The organism is Neobacillus sp. OS1-2 (genome assembly GCF_030915505.1).
GTDB lineage: Bacteria > Bacillota > Bacilli > Bacillales > Cytobacillaceae > Neobacillus.
Genome location: NZ_CP133265.1, coordinates 2,456,488 through 2,476,619, shown reverse-complemented (window position 1 = coordinate 2,476,619; position 20,132 = coordinate 2,456,488). Strand labels below are relative to the sequence as shown.

19 protein-coding genes and 1 riboswitch are annotated in these 20,132 nt (G+C 38.0%); of the genes, 7 read left to right on the top strand and 12 right to left on the bottom strand.

The features are described 5' to 3' along the window. The first annotated feature begins 219 nt into the window (after positions 1–219). From RCG19_RS12135 to RCG19_RS12115, 5 genes are all read left to right on the top strand, one after another. Positions 220–1,386, top strand: coding sequence for an acyl-CoA dehydrogenase family protein (locus tag RCG19_RS12135; RefSeq protein WP_308107347.1), 1,167 nt, complete (start codon positions 220–222; stop codon positions 1,384–1,386). 120 nt (positions 1,387–1,506) lie between these two features. Further along, positions 1,507–2,370 (top strand): transporter substrate-binding domain-containing protein, encoded by an 864-nt coding sequence (locus RCG19_RS12130; protein ID WP_308107346.1) that lies wholly within the window; start codon positions 1,507–1,509, stop codon positions 2,368–2,370. Between the two features lie 136 nt (positions 2,371–2,506). Then, a complete protein-coding gene (locus tag RCG19_RS12125; protein WP_308107345.1) occupies positions 2,507–3,214 on the top strand; it encodes an amino acid ABC transporter permease in 708 nt (235 codons plus the stop codon). A gap of 14 nt (positions 3,215–3,228) precedes the next feature. Next, the gene (locus tag RCG19_RS12120; protein ID WP_308107344.1) at positions 3,229–3,942 is read left to right on the top strand and encodes an amino acid ABC transporter permease; all 714 of its coding nucleotides are present in this window, start codon (positions 3,229–3,231) and stop codon (positions 3,940–3,942) included. 21 nt (positions 3,943–3,963) lie between these two features. Then, a complete protein-coding gene (locus tag RCG19_RS12115) occupies positions 3,964–4,719 on the top strand; it encodes an amino acid ABC transporter ATP-binding protein (protein ID WP_308107343.1) in 756 nt (251 codons plus the stop codon). Between the two features lie 49 nt (positions 4,720–4,768). On the opposite strand, the gene RCG19_RS12110 is transcribed toward RCG19_RS12115, so the two are convergent. From RCG19_RS12110 to RCG19_RS12100, 3 genes are all read right to left on the bottom strand, one after another. Further along, positions 4,769–5,881: an FtsZ/tubulin family protein gene (locus tag RCG19_RS12110; RefSeq protein ID WP_308107342.1), complete on the bottom strand. Its 1,113-nt coding sequence runs from the start codon at positions 5,879–5,881 to the stop codon at positions 4,769–4,771. 121 nt (positions 5,882–6,002) lie between these two features. After that, positions 6,003–6,920: a ketopantoate reductase family protein gene (locus RCG19_RS12105; protein WP_308107341.1), complete on the bottom strand. Its 918-nt coding sequence runs from the start codon at positions 6,918–6,920 to the stop codon at positions 6,003–6,005. Positions 6,921–7,080: 160 nt separating this feature from the next. Next, a complete protein-coding gene (locus tag RCG19_RS12100) occupies positions 7,081–9,276 on the bottom strand; it encodes a sensor domain-containing protein (RefSeq protein ID WP_308107340.1) in 2,196 nt (731 codons plus the stop codon). 370 nt (positions 9,277–9,646) lie between these two features. Continuing rightward, positions 9,647–9,748, top strand: a riboswitch (SAM riboswitch). A gap of 129 nt (positions 9,749–9,877) precedes the next feature. Here RCG19_RS12100 and RCG19_RS12095 point away from each other — a divergent pair. Further along, positions 9,878–11,005, top strand: coding sequence for a 5-methyltetrahydropteroyltriglutamate--homocysteine S-methyltransferase (locus RCG19_RS12095; protein WP_308107339.1), 1,128 nt, complete (start codon positions 9,878–9,880; stop codon positions 11,003–11,005). Positions 11,006–11,113: 108 nt separating this feature from the next. On the opposite strand, the gene RCG19_RS12090 is transcribed toward RCG19_RS12095, so the two are convergent. The 7 genes from RCG19_RS12090 to RCG19_RS12060 all read right to left on the bottom strand — a co-directional run bounded on the left by RCG19_RS12090 (position 11,114) and on the right by RCG19_RS12060 (position 16,503). Beyond that, positions 11,114–11,821 carry a M48 family metallopeptidase gene (locus RCG19_RS12090; RefSeq protein ID WP_308107338.1) on the bottom strand — a complete coding sequence of 236 codons (708 nt, stop codon included), beginning with the start codon at positions 11,819–11,821 and terminating at the stop codon, positions 11,114–11,116. Positions 11,822–11,840: 19 nt separating this feature from the next. Next, complete coding sequence (locus tag RCG19_RS12085) at positions 11,841–12,338, bottom strand: YehS family protein (RefSeq protein WP_308107337.1); 498 nt, start codon at positions 12,336–12,338, stop codon at positions 11,841–11,843. A gap of 211 nt (positions 12,339–12,549) precedes the next feature. Beyond that, a complete protein-coding gene (locus RCG19_RS12080; protein ID WP_308107336.1) occupies positions 12,550–12,744 on the bottom strand; it encodes a DUF3895 domain-containing protein in 195 nt (64 codons plus the stop codon). A gap of 75 nt (positions 12,745–12,819) precedes the next feature. Further along, positions 12,820–13,947 carry a tyrosine recombinase XerS gene (xerS, locus tag RCG19_RS12075; protein WP_308107335.1) on the bottom strand — a complete coding sequence of 376 codons (1,128 nt, stop codon included), beginning with the start codon at positions 13,945–13,947 and terminating at the stop codon, positions 12,820–12,822. 196 nt (positions 13,948–14,143) lie between these two features. Beyond that, entirely contained in the window at positions 14,144–15,193 is a 1,050-nt protein-coding gene (locus RCG19_RS12070; RefSeq protein ID WP_308107334.1) for a hypothetical protein, read from the bottom strand. Positions 15,194–15,232: 39 nt separating this feature from the next. Next, entirely contained in the window at positions 15,233–15,844 is a 612-nt protein-coding gene (locus RCG19_RS12065) for a hypothetical protein (protein WP_308107333.1), read from the bottom strand. Positions 15,845–16,008: 164 nt separating this feature from the next. Continuing rightward, on the bottom strand, positions 16,009–16,503 hold the full coding sequence (locus RCG19_RS12060; RefSeq protein ID WP_308107332.1) for a hypothetical protein: 495 nt from the start codon (positions 16,501–16,503) through the stop codon (positions 16,009–16,011). Here RCG19_RS12060 and RCG19_RS12055 point away from each other — a divergent pair. Next, a complete protein-coding gene (locus RCG19_RS12055) occupies positions 16,503–17,297 on the top strand; it encodes a hypothetical protein (protein WP_308107331.1) in 795 nt (264 codons plus the stop codon). The two genes, RCG19_RS12060 and RCG19_RS12055, sit on opposite strands and share 1 nt — an antisense overlap. A gap of 1,076 nt (positions 17,298–18,373) precedes the next feature. Here RCG19_RS12055 and istB read toward each other — a convergent pair. Beyond that, a complete protein-coding gene (gene istB, locus RCG19_RS12050) occupies positions 18,374–19,117 on the bottom strand; it encodes an IS21-like element helper ATPase IstB (protein ID WP_308107330.1) in 744 nt (247 codons plus the stop codon). Then, complete coding sequence (locus RCG19_RS12045) at positions 19,114–20,103, bottom strand: Mu transposase domain-containing protein (RefSeq protein ID WP_308107329.1); 990 nt, start codon at positions 20,101–20,103, stop codon at positions 19,114–19,116. The genes istB and RCG19_RS12045 overlap by 4 nt, the downstream gene beginning before the upstream one ends. Between the last annotated feature and the right edge of the window lie 29 nt (positions 20,104–20,132).

Sequence of the window (20,132 nt, the reverse complement as noted above, 5' to 3'; positions counted from 1 at the left end):
TCCCTCACCGCTTATGCGACGAGGGATTGACCCTTTTTTAGCTTTAACAAAGACAGGTAACCCGCTAAGCAAAATTCACTTCACAATTAGTCAGAATTTTTATAAAAGTACATAAAATATCTTGACAGTTTGATATGGCTCCGTTATTATTTATTCCTATAAAACATATCGGAATAAGAGAATTAAATGAATGACCAAGATCATAGGAGGGCACACATCATGCTTAACCTTTTTATCAAAACAGAAGTACAAAAAACATGGCTGCAAAAATTGCATGAAAAAGAGGCAAGTTTTAAAAACAAATCAGCAGAAATTGATGAATTAGCCATTTTCCCTAAGGAAAATATTGCAGAGTTAGTGGAAATGGGCTATTCAAGTCTCACCCTTCCAGCCGAATACGGCGGTGAGGGCTTAAAAGTCTATGATATGGTCCTCCTGCAAGAAACACTAGCAAGCTTCGATGGAACAACAGGACTCACAATAGGTTGGAATCTCGGGGTAGTCGGTGAACTCTTTGAAACAAAGCTTTGGGATCAGGAAAAATTGAATTCTTTCGCAAAGGAAATTCTTAATGGCGCCTTAGTAAACCGAGCTGTAAGTGAAGCCCAAACAGGGAGCCCGACAAGAGGCGGCCGCCCCGGAACTACCGCGGTCAAGAAAGATGGTTCATGGGTGCTGACAGGGCGGAAAACATTTACCACCATGTCACCTGTATTAACCTATTTTCTAACATCAGCATGGATTGAAGAAAAACAGCAGGTAGGATTTTTCCTTCTACATAAAGATTTAGACGGATTAACGATTGATGAGACATGGGATGTTATCGCGATGAGAGGATCAGGAAGCCACGACCTCGTTCTCGATCATGTAATTGTTGATGATTCTAAGCTTGTCGAACTACCGTCCACACCTAGCGGCGGAAAAATAAATGGCTGGATCTTGCACATTCCTGCCTGCTATCTTGGTATCGCCCAAGCAGCACGCGACTATGCTGTCCATTTTGCCAATCATCATGCCCCTAATAGTCTCAACGGGCCGATTAGCCAATTACCAAATGTGCAGCAACACTTAGGGGAGATTGACTTAGAATTAATCCGGGCCAGACATTTACTCTACAGTGTAGCGGAAGCTTATGATGATCCGGCACGACGAGAGTATATCGAAAACGAACTTGGCGTGGTCAAACATACCGTGACAAACTCGGCCATTACCATTGTTGATAAAGCGATGCGAGTTGTCGGTGCAAAAAGCCTTCAGCGGAGTAATCCACTACAACGTTACTACCGCGACGTAAGGGCAGGTCTTCATAATCCACCAATGGATGATATGACAATTAAAAAATTAGCCCTCTCAGCTATTGAACAAGAGAAAGGGAGATTAGTTTAGAAGGTATTGAGCAGGAACCCTTCCCCCTCCTGCTCCCTTCAACATTTTTTTATCTCTAAACCCAAGTAATATGATGTGAAAACTTTATATTAATATATTTTTAAAAGGGAGATTGATTATATGAAGAAAAAGAATGTTTTTAAGGCAGCAGTAACAGCATTATCATTGTCCATTCTGTTAGCAGGTTGCGGGACCAGTACCACTTCCGGTAAATCTTCTGACGCTGATTCAAAGGTAATAAAGGTGAAAATCGCCTATGACCAAGCTTCCAAACCAATGTCCTATAACGACGACAAAGGAAATCCAACTGGATATGATGTGGAAGTGATGAAATTGGTCGATAAATTACTACCAGACTATGAATTTGAATTCGTGGGGACTTCTAGTGATGATTTATTAGTCGGGGTTGAACAAGGGAAATATCAAGCAGGTGTGAAAAATGCCTTCTGGACACAGGAAAGAACAGAGAAATTTATTTACCCTAAAGAGTTCCTTGGTTTAAGCAGCGCCGGACTTGTCTTAAAGAAGAAGAATGCAGACATTAAATCGCTAGAAGATTTCGCTTCGAAGGGCTTTACCCTTGCACCTATCGCTGCGAACAATGCCCAATATACCATTATTGATGAATATAATAAGGCTAATCCAGATAACAAAGTGAAATTAAAAGCTGGAGATGCATTTACAGTAGACGTTGTTCAATGGGTGAATGAAGGACGTGTAGACGGCGGTGTCATCATTGAAGGTGCATATGAAAAGCAAGTTAATGATCCTAATGGCCCTTATTACAACTTAAAAGATGAAGTAGTTTACAACGAATTCGCTGTAATTAAAACCTGGCCGTTATTTAACAAAAAAGAACAGAAATTTGCCGATGCCTATGATAAAGCCATCAAGCAGCTGCAAGAGGAAAAGAAACCAAACGAATTAAGTAAAAAGTTCTATGGCAGAGACTTATTTGAGGTCCTAGATAAGGTTAAACGATAATATCCTTTTTTTTAACGATAAAGTACTATTTTCATAGTGAAAATAGTACTTTAAAACCTTGAAGTTATAAAAATCCTAAGATCGGTTGTAACCTCGGGGAAATCCTCAATATGAGCCCTAGAGCTGGAGGTGAATCATGGAGAAATATTTTGATGCTAAATATATATGGGAGTCCTTCCCGCAGTTAATACCCTATATAAAAGTAACATTTCTGGTTGCCGGCCTCTCGGTCGTGATTGGAACCCTATTCGGTTTTTTGTTGGCCGCTATGAAATTAAGTAACAGCAAGATTGCACAAAAGATCGCCAATGGGTATACAACGGCATTAAGATGTACACCCTCAATCGTTCTGCTCTTCCTTGTATACTATGGGATTCCAAAACTCGCTGAAGGCTTCGGCCTGAATCTAAGCGATGTTGATAAAATCTTCTTTATTGTCATTACCTTTTCCCTGCAATTTGCCGCTGCCATGTCAGAGGTCATCCGATCAGCCTATCAATCAATTGACCGGGGACAATTTGAGGCCGCAGTCAGTGTTGGGTTAAGTAATACGCAAGCATACCGAAGAATCATTTTTCCACAGGCATTTGTGGTTGCCTTACCAAACTTCGGTAACAGCTTGCTTGAATTAATTAAAGAGGGATCGCTAGCCTATACCATCGGGTTAATTGATGTGATGGGAAAAGCGAGTCTCATCATCGATGGCCGCTTTAATGCTCATGCCTTAGAAACCTACCTTGCTTTATCCGTTATCTATTGGGTCATATCCATTGCCATTGAACAGCTTTTCTTAAAGTTAGAAAAAGTTTTTAGTAAAGGGAAACAAGTAATAAATCCTACATAAAGGGAGGTGGCAGCGTGTCCGAGGGTTTAAATTATTCGTTTTTAGTGAAGACCTTTTTCACGGCATTATCCGGGGTACCCACCGCACTCATTATAACCATTGTCGCCTTATTAATTGCCCTTCCGCTGGCTTTTCTGCTTGCGTTGACAAGAATTAATCGAATTCCCGTGCTGCATCGTTTCGCTCAAGTCTATGTATCATTTGTCAGAGGGACTCCCGTTATTGTCCAAATTTTTATTGTCTATAGCAGTGTCCCATTAGTGCTCACATCGCTATTTAAAAAGTTTCATATTGAAACGAATATCTATGATGTTAATCCGATTTGGTACGCCTTTATTGTTTTCACCCTGAATACCATTGCAATTCTTATTGAAGTTTTTCGTTCTTCTATTAGTACCGTTAGTAAAGGCCAGTTGGAAGCTGCTTACTCCGTCGGATTAACCAATGTCCAAGCATTTCGGAGAATTATCATTCCTCAGACACTGGTTGTCGCCTTACCAAATATTTGTACCGCAACCGTCAATCTGATCAAAGCAACCTCATTAGGGTATGCAATGTCATTGCAGGAAATTACACTAAGGGCGAAAGTGGCAGCTAATGTCGGCTACAATTATGTGGAGGCTTACATCGATATTTTCCTTGTCTATTTGATTTTATGCAGTTTAGTAGAATACTTATTTAAGGTATATGAAAAACGATTAAGCAAATATAAAGCAATAAATGCCTAAGTTAGAATTGGAGGCAAAACCATGTTAGAAATCAAAGATATTCATAAATCATTTGGTCAGAATGAGATTTTAAAAGGCGTTGATTTACGCATTGATAAAGGGGATGTCGTTGTTATTCTTGGACCAAGCGGTTCCGGCAAAACCACCTTACTTAGATGTATTAACTTTTTGGAGAAGGCGGATCACGGCCATGCCATTTTTGGATCCACAGATGTCAATTTGAAATCGGCCTCTAAAAAGCAAATACACGATATCAGACAGAAGGTCGCTTTTGTTTTTCAAAATTATAATTTGTTTACTAATAAAACCGCACTGGAAAATGTGACAGAGGGGCTCATTATTGGCAGAAAGGTTCCGAAAGCGGAGGCAATGGAGATAGGCAAAAAAGCATTGGATAAAGTCGGTCTGACAGATAAATACCATTCCTACCCTGTTGAATTATCAGGCGGGCAGCAACAACGTGTTGGTATTGCCAGAGCGGTTGCCTTAAATCCGGAGATCATTCTGTTTGATGAGCCAACCTCTGCTTTAGACCCGGAATTAGTCGGAGAAGTGTTAACCGTCATGAAGGATATCGCCAAAGACGGCACCACCATGTTGGTCGTCACTCACGAAATGTCATTTGCGAAGGACGTAGCAAATCGCGTCGTCTTCATGGACGGCGGAGTCATTGTCGAAGAAGGCCCTCCTAAGGAGATTTTCACCAGTCCAAAGGAAGAAAGGACTCAGCAATTCTTAAAACGCGTCCTTCCGGAGGATTATATCTTTTATATTTAGACGAAAGGGTCATTCCCCCACTGCTGATTTTGGGAAATGACCCTTTTTGCTATTTTTGGTATTTTGATAATTTCGATGTTATGCTTCCCGTTTTTCTTTCTTGTGGCTTTGCTTTTAAGTTAGATGCCCAGGATATGCGCGATTCGTATTTTTGCGTGTGCTCTTTTTTAACTAGGTTTTGCAAACGTTCTTTGTTTTTCTCTAGGGATTCCTCAAGTGCCTTCATGCGGCGGGCCGGAAATGGCAGTCCCGCCAAGATTGTCGTGATGGTTGGGTCGGATTCCAAGATATACGTTCCCTCAAATAATTCTAGCGGCTCCCCAACCCTTTCAAAAACCCCAGGTACATTAATTAAATTCGCCATTTTCTCAGGTCCTTCATAAATGACTCCTGCACGTATAACCCCTGTTGATTCAACAGGACAAAAGATGGAGTTAACCCAAGATTGCTGGATTTTATTAGCTACATCCGCGGATGTTTTAGCATCTGTTATGGCAGTTGAAGCAATAATCGTGACACCCCTCGTCCCGAGTATATTCATTAAATCCGTTTCATCAAAGTTTCCATAAAAAGAACTCTTCTTCGTGACTTGAAGAACATTATTAATCGCTTCCATCACCTGATGATTAGAAGAAAGATAGATTTGATGTTTGCTGGATTGTGGACTTAACTTGCGCAGTTGATCATTGTCGACAAGAAATACAGATGACAGCGAGTCTATTTTCGATATTTCCTCGATGCATTCGGCGGCATTAATTCGGTTTCCTGCTAATACATTTCGATCTGGGACCACCGCAATTGCACCTATATTAATACCGGGAAGGTTATCTAATAACAAGTCAATTAATAATGGGCTCATCCCCGAACCAGTGCCACCATCCGTAGAAAAGGCCACCAATAAAAGCTTTATGTTTTTAAACGTATCTTGCACAAAGCTAATGATTTCTCGATAATTTTCATTCACTGCCCTCAGTCCGATGGCCCGGTCCTGCCCGGCGCCATTATATCCAGGAACAAAAAACTTCTTTTCAACTCTCTTATTGACTATTCCATCACGTTGGTTCGTATTGATAAGCGCGGTTTGAAATCCCATATTTGCTGCGATCTCCGCGATATTTCCACCCGCTTGACCGACTCCCAAGATGCCAATTGATTTCACCATATCCCTCCTATTCTTATTAAAATAATACTCAGGATTTATTAAAATAGACGTTCCTTTTAAAAAATAATGGGACGTTCCTATTGCTACCAATCATGTAGCATAAGACACATCCCTAAGCAATTTAATATCGACTCTCCATTAACGTTATCCTGCGATACAGCTCCCTGTTTGTCGGCGTAGACACTCCATGTTTCTCACCTAATTTCACAACAGTCCCTGCAAATAATTCTACCTCGCTAAACCGTCTCGCTTCCACATCCTGCGCCATGGACGGTTTTCCCTCTGGACTTAATCGGCCCATTACTTCAAGCCAATAGTGTAAATCCTCTTCCGTTAACGGGGCCCCTTCTTTTTCCGATAATACCATTACCTCTCTCATCGCGGAAATCATCATATCTCTTGCCTGTCCAACTCGTTGAACCTCACCGTAATTACTTTTATTCACGGCAACCGTTTGATTGACACCAACATTCAACATGAATTTCCCCCATTGCCTTCTAACCATATTGGTGTCCACCTCATAGGGAACTTCCATTTTTCCAAAAAACTCAGCAATCGTCTTTACCTTTTCTGAAACATAACCAGGTTCCCGTTCTCCAAAGCAGATCATGCCCATATGGTCATACGTCAGTTTATTTCCTACTTTTACAGCATCCATCCCTTGGGCCACACTATATAAGACTTTATCTATTCCATAGGCATCACCAATAATTGCTTCACTTGATATGCCATTTAATAGGGATAGAATAATTGTATTTTCATCAACATGATGCCTCACCGCTTGGATTGCATCCTCTAAACCATTAAATTTAACGGCGAAAATAAGCAAATCTGCAGGCTTGACCACCTCTTCAGGGGAAACAAAATGGAAATGACACGGTTCTCCATTACAAAATACATTGTCCGCTTTGTATCTCTTGATTCGATCTTTATCAGCAATGATTCGTAAATCTTCTTTCTGCATTTTCTTAGATAAGTGATTTCCGAATAAAACTCCCAAGGCCCCGAGCCCGATAATAGAAACTGTTTTTATAGACATACCGCTAGTTCCTTTCATAAAAAGAATGTTATAACTATTTTACCATAGGCAGATATATGTTCTTGGAATGAAACAAAAAAGCAAGCAGACTGGTCTAAAAAACCAATATCTCCTTGCAAGCCAACAAATTGATCTATTCAAGCTAATAGGTAGCAGAGCATCACACAGCAAATTCGCTAATAAGACTCTTCGGATCTCGTGAAACGCTATATTGCTTGCCAGCACTCACTAAGTCATAATAATTCTCTTTTATTTCATCCAAAGGCAATGGTCTGCAGAATAAAAATCCTTGCACTTCAGGGCAAAAGTTTTCCTGTAAAAAATGGAGTTGCCCTTCCGTTTCGACTCCTTCAGCAATGATCTCCATATTTAGCTGGTGGGCCATCGCAATAATGGTTTTCACTATGGTTGCATTATTTGTATTCGTTACACAATCACGAATAAACGACTGGTCAATCTTCAGCTTGTCAATTGGGAATTGCTTTAAGTAATGAAGGGAACTGTATCCGGTTCCAAAATCATCTAAACTTATTTTTACTCCTAATTTTTTTAATTCTTGAACAACCATCAGCGCATGGTGTGTATCAATTGTCATGCTTTCCGTAATTTCAAGCTCTATGAATTCGGGAGACAGTCCCGTTTCGTTTAGAACCTGGCTAACCATCTGCACGAAATTTGGTTGAAAAAACTGACGCAGTGATAGATTAACGGAAACGATCATCGAAGGAAAGCCTAATTCCTGAAAGGCCTTCATCTCCGTACATGCTGTTCTTAATACCCATTCCCCCATCGAAATAATCAATCCCGTTTCTTCCGCTAAAGGGATAAACTGACCAGGAGAAATAATCCCCTTTTGCGAATGCTGCCAACGAATCAAGGCTTCTACACCAATGATTTCTCCAGAATAAACGTCCAACTTTGGCTGATAATACAACCTAAACTCATTCCGTTCAATCGCCTTGCGAAGGTCCTTTTCCATTTCCAGTACATCATTTGTTTGTTCCATTGACTTCTGTATGTAATATTGATAGTTGTTTTTCCCCAAACGTTTTGCTTGATTCATGGCTAGATCTGCCTTTTTGATTAAAGTGCCGATATCCTCTCCATCATGAGGGTATTGGCTGATTCCTATACTTGGGGTTATATACATCTCGTATTCATTTAAAAGGAACGGCTCATTTAAACGGGTAAGCACTTGATTCAACGTTTTAGTAGTCCCCTCATGACCCACATTCGGCAGAAAGAAGATGAACTCATCCCCGCCAAGTCTTGCAAGGCAATCTTCTGGGCCAATACAATTCTTTAATCGCTCCGAAACTTTTTTCAACAATAGATCACCAAGATCATGCCCCAAGGAATCATTAATTAATTTAAATCGATCTAAATCCAGAAAAAGAATGGAGGCCGTTTCCATACATTGATTGGATAAAGCTGTTTGAAAGTGCGAAGTGAACAGATAGCGATTGGGTAAGTCCGTCAAGGCATCGTGATAGGCCATATGTTTAATCTTCTCTTCCGCCTTTTTTTGCTCAGTGATATCAATAACACTGCCTATGACAGCCTGCTTACCTCTATAAATCGTTTTGGAGCCATATACTTCAAGATGGATAATGCTTTGGTCTTTTTTTATGGCCCGATATTGAAATTTCATCCCCTTATTTTCATCGGTAAATCGCTTTTGAATATTATCTAAAACGATTGAAACATCTTCAGGATGAATATAATCGGAGAGGTAGGATCCAATCGTTTCCTCGTTTGTGTATCCGAACCATTCTAATAATTGAGGGTTAACATAAACAAATTTACCATTTTCAATAATGTAAATACCAACCAGTGATTCCTCAACCAAACTTCTATAGGTAGATTCTGCCTCAACTAATGCCTCCTGTGTATGTTTAAAGCGGGTAATATCCTTGAGGATCGCATAGGCACCGACAATTCTACCCTCATTAATGATTGGAATACTCGTTACATTTAGTTCTACTCGACCACCACCTTTGCTTAAGATGGCCGTTTCATAGTTTGTTGCCTCTCCATTAATGGATTTATTAAATTGCTTAATGGTTTTCTTTACTAGCTCTGGAACTACATATGAAACAAATGGACGCTGTAGGAGCTCGTCTACAGTATACCCATAGGATTCTACCACTTGATTCGCACTTAAAAGATTGCCTAGAACATCTAATGTTAAAATAATATCCGGGTTATTATGGTAAAGGGACTGGTAATATTGTTCGCTGGTTTTGATCCGTTTAGATTGGGCGGCAAATTTGCGATAAATATAGAAAACGATTACGATACACAAAATTATCATCATGCCAGGAAGAAAAAGTTTTAAACCATTCTGCCATTCCATTACATCACCGTCCAATATTGGTTTAGTTCATTTAATAAGATAATTCGCTAAAAAACGAGGACTTCCTATCTGATATTGCAGAAATATTCAAATTCCGACTGCATTCAACTAAATCTTATCACATCCTTCGATAAATTTCGGTGTATTTTTTCAATTCTCTTTCAAATTCGTTCATAAAAAAATAACACCAAATTAATTAAGTACGGATCATCTAACATTTTGATAGATTTGGTATTATACATGAGGAATATTTTATGCTGACTGCTTTAAATGATCGACTATTTGAATTTAGATGATCCATGTATGGCTTACTAGTTGACAGAATAGTAGAACAAGTGTAACGTAATTTGTAATTAAATAGTTTAGAATACTCTTATCAAGAGAGGTGGAGGGACTGGCCCTACGATACCTCGGCAGCAGACTTACGGTAGTACTGTGCCAATTCCAGGAGCGATTTGCTTGAAGATAAGAAGAGAACCAGAGCCGGTATGATTTCCTCTTCTTATTTGTAAGAAGAGGTTTTTTATTTTTATCCCACTTTAACGGGCAGTAAGCCCCCCACTGATTGAAGTTTCATTTTATAAGAAAGAAGGAATTCTCTATGACAAAAACAGCAGTAAAAGCTCCCTTTAAAGCCGACCATGTTGGCAGCTTTCTAAGGACGGAAGAGATTAAAGAGGCAAGATATGCTTGTGCAAATGGGAAAATCAATAAAGATGACCTAAGGGAAATAGAGGACCAAGAAATTGAGAAACTTGTCCAAAAACAAATTGAGGTTGGTCTTTCATCCATTACAGATGGCGAGTATAGACGTGCATGGTGGCATTTGGATTTCTTATCGGGCTTAGAAGGGGTAGAAGAGTTTGAGACGGAATATATTAGTAACTTCCAAGGTGCCAAAACAAAAAACAAGGCCATTAAAATCGTTGGTAAAGTAGACTTTACTGATCATTATATGTTAGAACACTTCAAGTTCTTAAAACAAGCGGTTGACCGCTATGGCGATGGCAGTCAAGTAGCAAAGTTCTCGATTCCAAGCCCTAATATGTTATTTACAAGGATTCAAGGGGATGAGTATTATAACAATAACCATGAACAGTTCTTTCGTGATACAGTAGCAGCCTACCAAAAAGCGATTCAAGCATTCTATGATGCAGGGTGCCGTTATTTACAATTAGACGATACTTCTTGGATAGATTTTGTTTCAGAAGAGCGTATCAAAGCAGTCGTTGAAAAACTCAACATGGACGTACAGGATATCATCGCAACAAGAGTACGTTGTTTAAATGAAGCCATTTCTAAAAAACCCAAAGATATGGTGATCACGATGCATATTTGCCGTGGAAACTTCAGGTCTACTTATATAACTAGCGGCGGCTACGATCAAATATCTGATGCTATTTTTGCCGATTTAAAAGTAGATGGACTTTTCTTAGAATATGATGATAATCGCTCAGGAGATTTTGAACCATTAAAAAGCTTTAAACGTGTTGACCAAAAGGTTGTACTGGGATTAATTACTTCAAAATTCCCTGAATTAGAAAATCCTGACACTATTAGAGAAAGAATTAAAGAAGCAAGCCAATATATTCCTTTAGAAAACATATCACTAAGCCCTCAATGCGGCTTTGCCAGTACGGAGGAAGGCAACAATTTAACTGAAGAAGATCAATGGAATAAGATAAAACACGTCATTACTATTGCTGAAAGTGTTTGGGGTAACAACTGAGTACTATTAAGTCCAATCATATAAAAAGGCCGAAAATATAAAAAGGTGATTAAATCCTTATATATTTTCGGCCTTTTATCTGATAAATTCCTCGATCATGACTGGCTGCTAAACGGTCATTTTCCAATTTGATGAAGCCAGCCAGTTTTCCTTTTCGATATAATCGGGGATTATTTTTCCCACGAGACGCCAGAAGGAGCGATCGTGATTTAGATGGACCATATGGCACATTTCATGAACAATTACGTAATCAATTACCTCCTGGGGTGCCATTGCCAGCCTCCAATTAAAGGTTAACTGCAGTTTTGAATTACAGGTTCCCCAAGTCGTTTGGCTATCCGAAATCTGAATAGAACGTGGCTTTGTTTTAAAATGGCATTGATAAGAGGCAATGCCCTTCGCAACTATTGCCTTGCATTGCTGGTAATAGAATCGTTTTAAAGCTTGTTTAATTTTTTCATCATCAAGCTGCTTCACACTTATATGCAGTCTTTCTCCTTCAAACATTACATGGTCTTTCGCACTATTTACGTCTTCGATAATCTTAATCGGATAGGTGTTCCCCAAATAAAGGAAGTTTTCACCAGGCTCATAGACCTTTTTTTGCGGTCCTTGCAGTCTGTCCTTCATTTCTTTTAACTTTCGCTGAATTAGATCCCACTTTTCTTCTATTAAATAGAGCACTCTTCCATCAGGTGTCCCTTTAGGAGCCTGGACTTCGATATTTCCATAGCTATCAATTGTAATTCCGATGGAAGTTCGGTTTTTGTATTTAATTTCAAAACGTATGGTCTTACCCGAGTAGGTATGTATCATCTCATCACCTGTCGATCCATTAACTCCTATATTTAATCGCTAAGCCCTTTAAAAAGTTCCTGGCGAATTTATCGCCGCACTCTTTATAATTCTTATGCCCTTCTTTTCGTAACAATGCACCAAGTTCTCCTTTTGTTACCGTGATTCCTGCTTTTTCGAATAGATCTAGCATATCTTCAGTCGTTAATGCTAAAGCAATTTTCACTTTCTTCAACAGGAGATTATTGACATTCGCGCTTTTCTTGTAAGTTGACTCCGGTGTTTCAGGCTCTCCTGGCTTTGTCTCTTGTTTTCCTCTTTTAAAAATGATAAAGCCATTTAAAAATGAATCGAACATACTATTATTACATTTTATTTGCTCATCATTTTCCATTTCATCATCATCTGATTTTGTTAGGATCTTGATCACTTCCGGCACGGTTACTTCCACGCCGCCAAGTTTAAATATCTCTGCCATTTCTTTATTTTTTATTTCAAGTGCATATCGCAAGCGAATTAATATATCATTATTATCCATCCATAGACCTCCGATTTTGAAAACTAGTGCTTGTCCCCTAAAATACTGGCACATTCATTTGTTAAATTCCTTTAATAGCTAAGATTGTAACACAAAGACGACCTACTTGAGAAACCTGTTGAAACTATTTATTCTACACTACCACCCAAAAACACCCCCCAATTGAAGTTCATTTAAAAGTCAACAAGATATCATTATGATTAAGGGGAATTTATACAAATGGCTTTACTTTTGCATCCTTTAAAATCCTACCTGAAACAATCAGCTTTTCGAATATTTCCAAGGCGCTTGTTTCACCCGATTCTAATAGAGCCATTATGTCATGATGAAGGAGGGAGAGGGTAGGTATTTCAATATCTTCAATTGCATCCTCAGTTAAAAGTTCATCAAAAGAAATTTGTTTCAATATATCGTCTCCTTAAAGGTGAATAAATTATCGTTAATAACGACTGTTTCTTTCGATAATGAAGGGGCAATAATATTACTCGTGTTGATCTTTTCTCATTTCTCTACGTTTATCCAAAGCTTCAGCAGCCAATCTTGCTTTTTCTCTGGTTGTATTAATGTAAAGCAATGAAATATCGGAAGAAGTATGTCCAAGCTGAGACATAATTAAAGGAATATCGCCATTAGTTTGTTCTGCAAGATTCGTCGCATAAGTATGTCGTAATTTATGAGGAGACATCCTTTTGTCAAAGGCTTTTGTTAATTTATAAACTATTTCTTCAATAGCTCGATTTGTTAGTGGTTTAGGTTCATTTTTAAATAATTTTACATATACAAACTCATTTTCTCCGTTCCCGGCTTTGTATCTTTCATTTCTAATAGAAAGATAGGTGTGAAGGTCCTCCATAGCAGAAGGTGTAACAGAAACCGTATCTTTTTTATTTCCTTTCCGAATTACACTAATCTCTTTTGAAGTAAAATCAATATCTTTAATGCGTAAGTTTGATAATTCATTAACTCGGATTCCAGTTCCCAAGAAAAGGGAGAGGATACTAATATTGCGCTCTCTGTCCCGCTTAAAATAATTAAGCTGCGAACGGGAGAGGGAATGTACATGTTCCCTCTTAATATAATCTAAGAATTCTAGATCCTTATCTCCAATAAAAATTTTATCAGTCAGATTTTTTGCCCGCTCATTAAAAGTCTCTGTTACTTTAGTAACCTCTATTTTTTGCATAACATTTCGATGGAAATAGGGTTCATTATTATCTAACTCCGCTTCGATTGTCAGGTATTTAAATAGTGAACGAAGGGAGGACTTGTGACGGTTTACTGTCTTTGGATCAATTTGTTTCGTTTCATCGTCATTTATTGAAACTTTAAATTTTTTCCTGGACAAATACTTAAAATAATTTCTTGCTTCATCCAAAGTAATCGTCGCTAATGTTTCTGGAGGAATATCTTTGATTTGATTACACTTTGCAATTCCTTCGGATATTAACCAATTAAAGAAATCACGAAAATCCCTAACGTAATTAAAAAGGGTGATGGGGGAGCGGATGTCCTGTTTGGCATCCACGTATTCCACCACGTATGCAGGCATTTCCTTTAGCAACAACTCTAACTGGTTTTCAAATTTTTCATGTTGTTTAGATATTGCCATTAGAACACCTCAGAAGAAAATAGATTAATAATATTATAGAACTAATGTTCGTATAGTACGATTTTTACGAAGAATACTAGATTAATATAGTTTTTTTAGAAAAAAATAAAAAAAGTGGTTATTACTAAAGATACTGCAGTAGCAATAAATAATGGTATTATTGTATTTTTCCTTAAAACTCCATATTAAGTCCGTTTTATTTTTTATCTTTTAATGCATGGTGAGTATAGCCTTCTAAATATTTCCTTGTATCAAAGATCCTGTTTTTGTCTTGTCCTACTAACGGGCCAGGACCAGCAAATAAGTCTAAGGCATTACTAATTTTTCCACCTATAACCATAAACTCCTGTTGCTGTTTACTGGGAATTCTAACTGTAAGTGAGCTTTCCAGTTCTTGTAGCTTTGTTTGAAGGTTTTGTTTGTCAGCTTTTTCTACCTTATAATTATTCATTACTGTTTCCAGCTGGGCTTTTAATTCTTCAATTGCTTTTTGCTTGTTTTGATTTTCATTTTCTAATTTCCATGTATTAAGTTTATATTCTCTAATAGAAGTTGCCATCTCATCAGCACTACCGGCAATTCTATTTAATACTAATAACTGCTTAGTTAGCTCAGCATTATTTGTATCGTTTGGATATCTAAGTTGGTGATCGATTTCGCTCCAACCTTCTTCAAAGATAGTTCTTACCTGAATTTCTGCAATATGTACATGTTTTGTTGCATTAGTGCTTATTAGATAATGCCAGGAACGATAACCTGCAGGATGAACCTTAAAGTTAAATAATTCATTGTCTTCATGTTCTTCTTTCTTAGAGTAATCACCTTCACGATAATAAATGGTGCATTTTTCCACTAAACCCCATAGTTCTCGAATAAACTTGTCTATAGAGACAGCTTGATCTTTATAAAGGTGAAGAATTCGAATACCAATTAAATCAGTAATTTCGGTTTTGTAATTATAAATATCAATAGCATAATCAGGATTTTTTTTCTTTTCTCTAATTATCTTTCTAATAATTTTATCAATTAGATGTTCTGGGTCTTTGACTCTCGATCTAACTGAATGCGATTCAGGGAGTGTCCGTAACATATTTGAAATATATTCCGCAGTAGGATTTAGCGTTTCTTTATAAGTGGTATATTCTTGATGTATATCTAACAGGCTTTCCCAACTTATAGCTGCTGCGTCAAATTCAGATTTGTTTACACTGTATTTTTCAAAAAATTGTTCCTGAGAAATTTCCATTAATTTCAACTCCTAAATTTTTCCTAAATCATTCCAAATCTAGTTAAAGTAAGATGATACACCTTCAGAAGATAATATTAAATCCAAGTGGGAAAATGAAAAGCTTCTCAACTCTGGATTATTTTTACGCAATTCCGAGATCATCACTTGAAGTGTTCTACCTTTAAAATCTTTTGAAATAATGGTATTTAATGCTTTAATTTTTGATATAAATGGTGTTCTCGATGGATATTTTTCAAGGTTATCTCTTATATCAGCTAAAATACTATTGATGTTTGTATTCCAAACTATAATTAAAAGATTAATAGCATTATAAAGCTCTTTTGCAGCTGGGTCCCATTTACTTTTATGAGTGGTGCTAACGCTTTGTTGACCTGAACTCCCAATAGAAGACCTTAGAGGATTAAACAAAGGTAATGGCTGCTTTCCCAGTAAGGTCAAAAAATGGTTAGCTGCGTGAGTCCCGCAAAAAAATGAACCTTTGGTCTGAACATTTTTATTTTTATATGTAAAGCAATAGTAGCTGTCTGTTAAAATATCTCCAGTGCAACTTTTCTTAGTTTGGCCAATAAGTAATTTAACATGAGCAACTGCCCTTAACTCATATTCACTTATGATTCTCTCCCTGTTGACATTTCCTCTACACTTCATTATATTTCCCCCCATTCATGTTGATATTCATTATGTAACTACTGATTACAGGTTACCCCAATAATTGTAATACCGCCTTATTATAACTACCAAAATGCAGCTCGTATCATTTCGAAGAGGGAAGATCGCTGATTTTGGGATGACCTTCCATTGCTTGACTGAAATTATGTGTGGAATTCTCTGAAATGATTAGCCATGAACAAGTCTAAATAATCCTTAAATGAAACTTCAGCCAACTCTTTATGACTATCCCATTCGTAATATTTAATATTGCTAATAAAATCATAAAAAGATTGGATTTTTAATAATTCAATTACTAATTGAGTCTTCATAAAGAGACCCTTTAGTTTTAGAGCAGCGTATTCTTCAATCGTTAAGCCGGGTGGAATTGGCTTGTTATTAATAATTAATCGAATAATATCTAGCAGCAAATCCACCAATTCTACACCGATCATTTTTCCTTTATTGACCATTTCACAATTTGTAACCCAAAATTGTTCAGCTCGATATAAGGATTGAGAATTAAGATTTTCTTGTAATCTTTTTTCTAACTCGTAATTTTGATACTTTCCCTCTTCTTCAATAAATATTTCCGTTTTTATGTATATATCTTTACCAAAATGTCGCAGGAGACCAAAAAATAGGGAGATTGAAACCAATGAAAAAATCTGCACCATTAATTGCTGGAGTTTTATCTTTTGGTCTATTGTTTTCTTCCGTCATTCCTGCCTCTGCTGCTACTGTTGACAAATCAGTAGTACAAGGAAAAGGAAATACGGATGAAACACAAAAACAGAAGATAAAAAAAATGAAACAACAAGTTAAATTTAAAAACAAAGAAACAATGGAAGGAAATAGGTACACAGAAGCATCATTAAATGTTGATGGTATTGATGTAGCGATTATCTTGGATGATGAACAAGAACTTACAGACGAAATGTTAACTAGGTCTGTCCAACGAGTAGAAGAAGAAAAAATGGCCGCAGATTTACGGGTGTTATCTGAATCATTACAAACTATACCAAACGCCGAAACAACCTCTACTAAAATACCAGCTGAGAGCGATTTTTCTGTAACTCCGTATGTAGTAGCTCCACCAGAAACAGATGGGCATTTGCTTGGAAACAGCTATAGATCATTCAGCAATTTAGATGCATATGCTGCTAATTTGATATTTAAAGCAGCACTTGGTGGAATCTTTGCAAATGTAGGTTTAAAAGTAGGAGATAAAACTGGTGGAGCAGTTGCAATCGGGGCTCTTGCAGCTGTATCAGGCGATTATCAACCATTCAAAGCTAGTTGGACACAAGCTCGTGTATGGGAATCATGGAGTTCCACCTATGCGTGCTATTTGGAAGATTTGTCTATTACTTATTACACTAGCTCTAGCTATTCTACTGTTAAAAAAGTCTTCTTTAAATACGATATAAAAAGAGTCGGCCAAACTTTTTAATTAGCACCACATTCGCTCGTCTCATAAAAAAACAGAGGAAGCGTCAATTGCTTCCTCTGTTTCTACTACTCTAATAATATTTATTTTTCAGATGTAATCAGAACATCCTTAAATATTTTATGGGATAATTTAATTATCCCGATAGCGAAGACAGCAATAGCGAGGAAGTTTAATTTCCAATACACGCTTTCATAAAAGAAATTAAAAATAGAGGCAACCAGCATTAACCAACCTACACTCCTTATTTGGCGGTGAATACTAATTGAAACTGGATTGCGTTTTCCATTGAAGTGTTTAATCAAGTAATCTTCCAACGAACCATCTCTTTTTTGACTTATCAGCTTGAGGATGGTCCGAATCTACTATTTGCTCCTTTTGTGTAAGATACCTTAATGATTGAGCGTCAAACTCAACAATCCAATCATTATAATAGTGCAAGTTTGTTAGACCTTACCATTCATCAAATGGCGGAAAAGTTTCCATTGGCTGCTTGAATTTCTCCCAACGAAAACAATCCCATGAAACTAAGACCTGTCTTTTTCCTTTTTTAAAAATACTGTTCGGTCCAAATTTTGAATAATGTCTCCATCATTCAACCGCTTTATTGCTTCCTTTGTTCTGCTTACCTACAATTGTATATTGCCATTAGAAAGTGCCACTAGTGCCAAATTTCAGTGCCACCTATGACAAAATCGAGTGCCACCCTTGCCATCCTGAGTGCCATGACCTTTTGCTCAACCTACCAATTACAGATATACTGCCATTAACGAAACAGAGAATTTATTAAATTCAGTATTGGGGGGGAATAGTGATGGCGGTGTTCGATGTGAGTGAAGCAACTCTTCTTATGTATTCATTTGGGATAAAGTGTGACAAGTATCTGGTAGATGATGGGTTAGAAAAGGGGAGTTGTGCGGATTGAAATTAATTAGAGGATGAGAACCGAGCACTAAGGGAAAAGTTGCCTCCTTGAAAGATTACCCCATATTTTTAAAATCCCCCTACCTCACGATACTGGTAGGGGGATTTTTTAAGAGTCCCAACCTACCTACCTGACGGTAGTGGTGTCGAGAAGCCTATTCTTTTATTCCATGCCTTTCCCTCATTGATGTTTCCCCATCTATGAATATATTATATGAATCATGGATTATCCTATCAAGAATGGCATCAGCGAGGGTACCCTCTCCAATCTTTTCATACCATCCTTGAATATCGAATTGAGAACAGAAAATAGTAGAGGCGACCTGGTGGCGAGATTCCACAATTTCCAAAAGGTCACGTGCCTCATTTTCTCTAAGGGAAGTAAGCAGCCATTCATCCAAAATAAGCAGATCTGCTTTCTTATAAGCCTTCATTACTTTCTTATAAATTCCCTCGCCTCGAGCAATAGCCAATTCTTCTAGTAAATCTGGAAGACGGACATATTTAACGGTATAAAACTGGCGACAGGCGGCGATGCCAAATGCGCAGGCAAGATAGGACTTGCCGTTCCCTGAAGCACCTTTGATGATCAGATTGTGTTTCCCCTGAATATAATCACCAGATGCAAGCCTAAGGATTTGATACTTATCGAGCCTCCGATCTGTGTGGTACTCTATATCCTCTATACAAGCTTGGGGATAACGGAAATTAGCCCCCTTGATGATTCGATCTAGCTTATTGTTTTTGCGGCGTGACCATTCGATGTCGACCATCAAAGCGAATCGGTCTTCGAAGGAGAGCTCGTTGAACTGCTCATTCCGCAGTTGTTCATGGAATTGTTCTGCCATGGCGCTTAAACGCATTTCATGTAATTTGGTCAATGTGCTTTCGGTTGTCATTTATCTTTCCTCCCATAGTAGGCTGCGCCTCTTACAAAACCGTGCGTTGAGTCTTGGTCAACTTTATCGACACCAGTAGTTCGAGTGGCAAATGTATTCAATTTATCCTGTCCGGTCTTTAAAATGGTTTTAATACTGTTGAGATTCGGCCTTGGTGAATAAGAGAATGCCCGTTTACAAGCAGATTCTAGGCGTTCAATGGAATATTGGTCCGCGAGTTTGGTTAGCCCCATGCATGACTTCAAAGCTTGTTTTTCTACCTTGTAGGAATCCAAAAGTGCCTTCACCATCGCCAATGAATTGGGACCAACCGCTTCAGCCCACTTCATAAAATAGTTCCGATTGAAATCAAGATACTGCTTGTGCTGAATCGGCATATGTTCAGGAATAGTAGAGAGTTGGCCATCCTTGCCCTCCAGCCTCATATGGGATGCAATTCTGAAATTCTTATAAAATATTTCTATAATTTTTCTCGTTATCCTTACATCAACCTCATATTTGATATATTCATAGGGAACCGAGTAATACATTTTATCTACTATTATGTGATAATCATATTGTACGGTTGCCTTCTTCCAAGTCGCCAACTCGTACGGTGAACCAGGTAACGGAAGGAGTGCGAACTTCTCTTCCTCTATGAAGGCAGTTTGCATACTTCCGCTTTTCTTTTGAAAATCCTTTTGGTTGAACTCAGCCAATTTGCCCTTGATTGCCTTGTTCAATTCATTTAGGGTAAAGAATGTTTCATTTCGAAGAGAAGCGATAATCCAGGTTGAAATGATCCCTACAGTTCGTTCCACATGCGCCTTGTCCTTTGGCTTCCTTACCCTCGCAGGCATGATAGCTGTATGATAATGTTCCGCCAACTCCTGATATGTCCGGTTAATGGCAGGATCCGTAGAAGATGCTTTAACAACCCCCGTTTTTAAATTTAATGAAAAGAAATGATTAATGTAAAGCCGGTAGTTAAAGATAGATAGAATCATGCTAATCTCTAACCCCAACTTTACATTAT

What these genes read in the sequence shown, in the direction of transcription:
- istB (WP_308107330.1), bottom strand. Translation starts at nt 19,117, where the DNA reads ATGACAACCGAAAGCACATTGACCAAATTACATGAAATGCGTTTAAGC.
- RCG19_RS12135 (WP_308107347.1), top strand. Translation starts at nt 220, where the DNA reads ATGCTTAACCTTTTTATCAAAACAGAAGTACAAAAAACATGGCTGCAA.
- RCG19_RS12105 (WP_308107341.1), bottom strand. Translation starts at nt 6,920, where the DNA reads ATGTCTATAAAAACAGTTTCTATTATCGGGCTCGGGGCCTTGGGAGTT.
- RCG19_RS12045 (WP_308107329.1), bottom strand. Translation starts at nt 20,103, where the DNA reads ATGATTCTATCTATCTTTAACTACCGGCTTTACATTAATCATTTCTTT.
- RCG19_RS12095 (WP_308107339.1), top strand. Translation starts at nt 9,878, where the DNA reads ATGACAAAAACAGCAGTAAAAGCTCCCTTTAAAGCCGACCATGTTGGC.
- RCG19_RS12070 (WP_308107334.1), bottom strand. Translation starts at nt 15,193, where the DNA reads ATGGAAATTTCTCAGGAACAATTTTTTGAAAAATACAGTGTAAACAAA.
- RCG19_RS12115 (WP_308107343.1), top strand. Translation starts at nt 3,964, where the DNA reads ATGTTAGAAATCAAAGATATTCATAAATCATTTGGTCAGAATGAGATT.
- RCG19_RS12085 (WP_308107337.1), bottom strand. Translation starts at nt 12,338, where the DNA reads ATGGATAATAATGATATATTAATTCGCTTGCGATATGCACTTGAAATA.
- RCG19_RS12090 (WP_308107338.1), bottom strand. Translation starts at nt 11,821, where the DNA reads ATGATACATACCTACTCGGGTAAGACCATACGTTTTGAAATTAAATAC.
- RCG19_RS12130 (WP_308107346.1), top strand. Translation starts at nt 1,507, where the DNA reads ATGAAGAAAAAGAATGTTTTTAAGGCAGCAGTAACAGCATTATCATTG.
- xerS (WP_308107335.1), bottom strand. Translation starts at nt 13,947, where the DNA reads ATGGCAATATCTAAACAACATGAAAAATTTGAAAACCAGTTAGAGTTG.
- RCG19_RS12055 (WP_308107331.1), top strand. Translation starts at nt 16,503, where the DNA reads ATGAAAAAATCTGCACCATTAATTGCTGGAGTTTTATCTTTTGGTCTA.
- RCG19_RS12100 (WP_308107340.1), bottom strand. Translation starts at nt 9,276, where the DNA reads ATGGAATGGCAGAATGGTTTAAAACTTTTTCTTCCTGGCATGATGATA.
- RCG19_RS12110 (WP_308107342.1), bottom strand. Translation starts at nt 5,881, where the DNA reads ATGGTGAAATCAATTGGCATCTTGGGAGTCGGTCAAGCGGGTGGAAAT.
- RCG19_RS12125 (WP_308107345.1), top strand. Translation starts at nt 2,507, where the DNA reads ATGGAGAAATATTTTGATGCTAAATATATATGGGAGTCCTTCCCGCAG.
- RCG19_RS12065 (WP_308107333.1), bottom strand. Translation starts at nt 15,844, where the DNA reads ATGAAGTGTAGAGGAAATGTCAACAGGGAGAGAATCATAAGTGAATAT.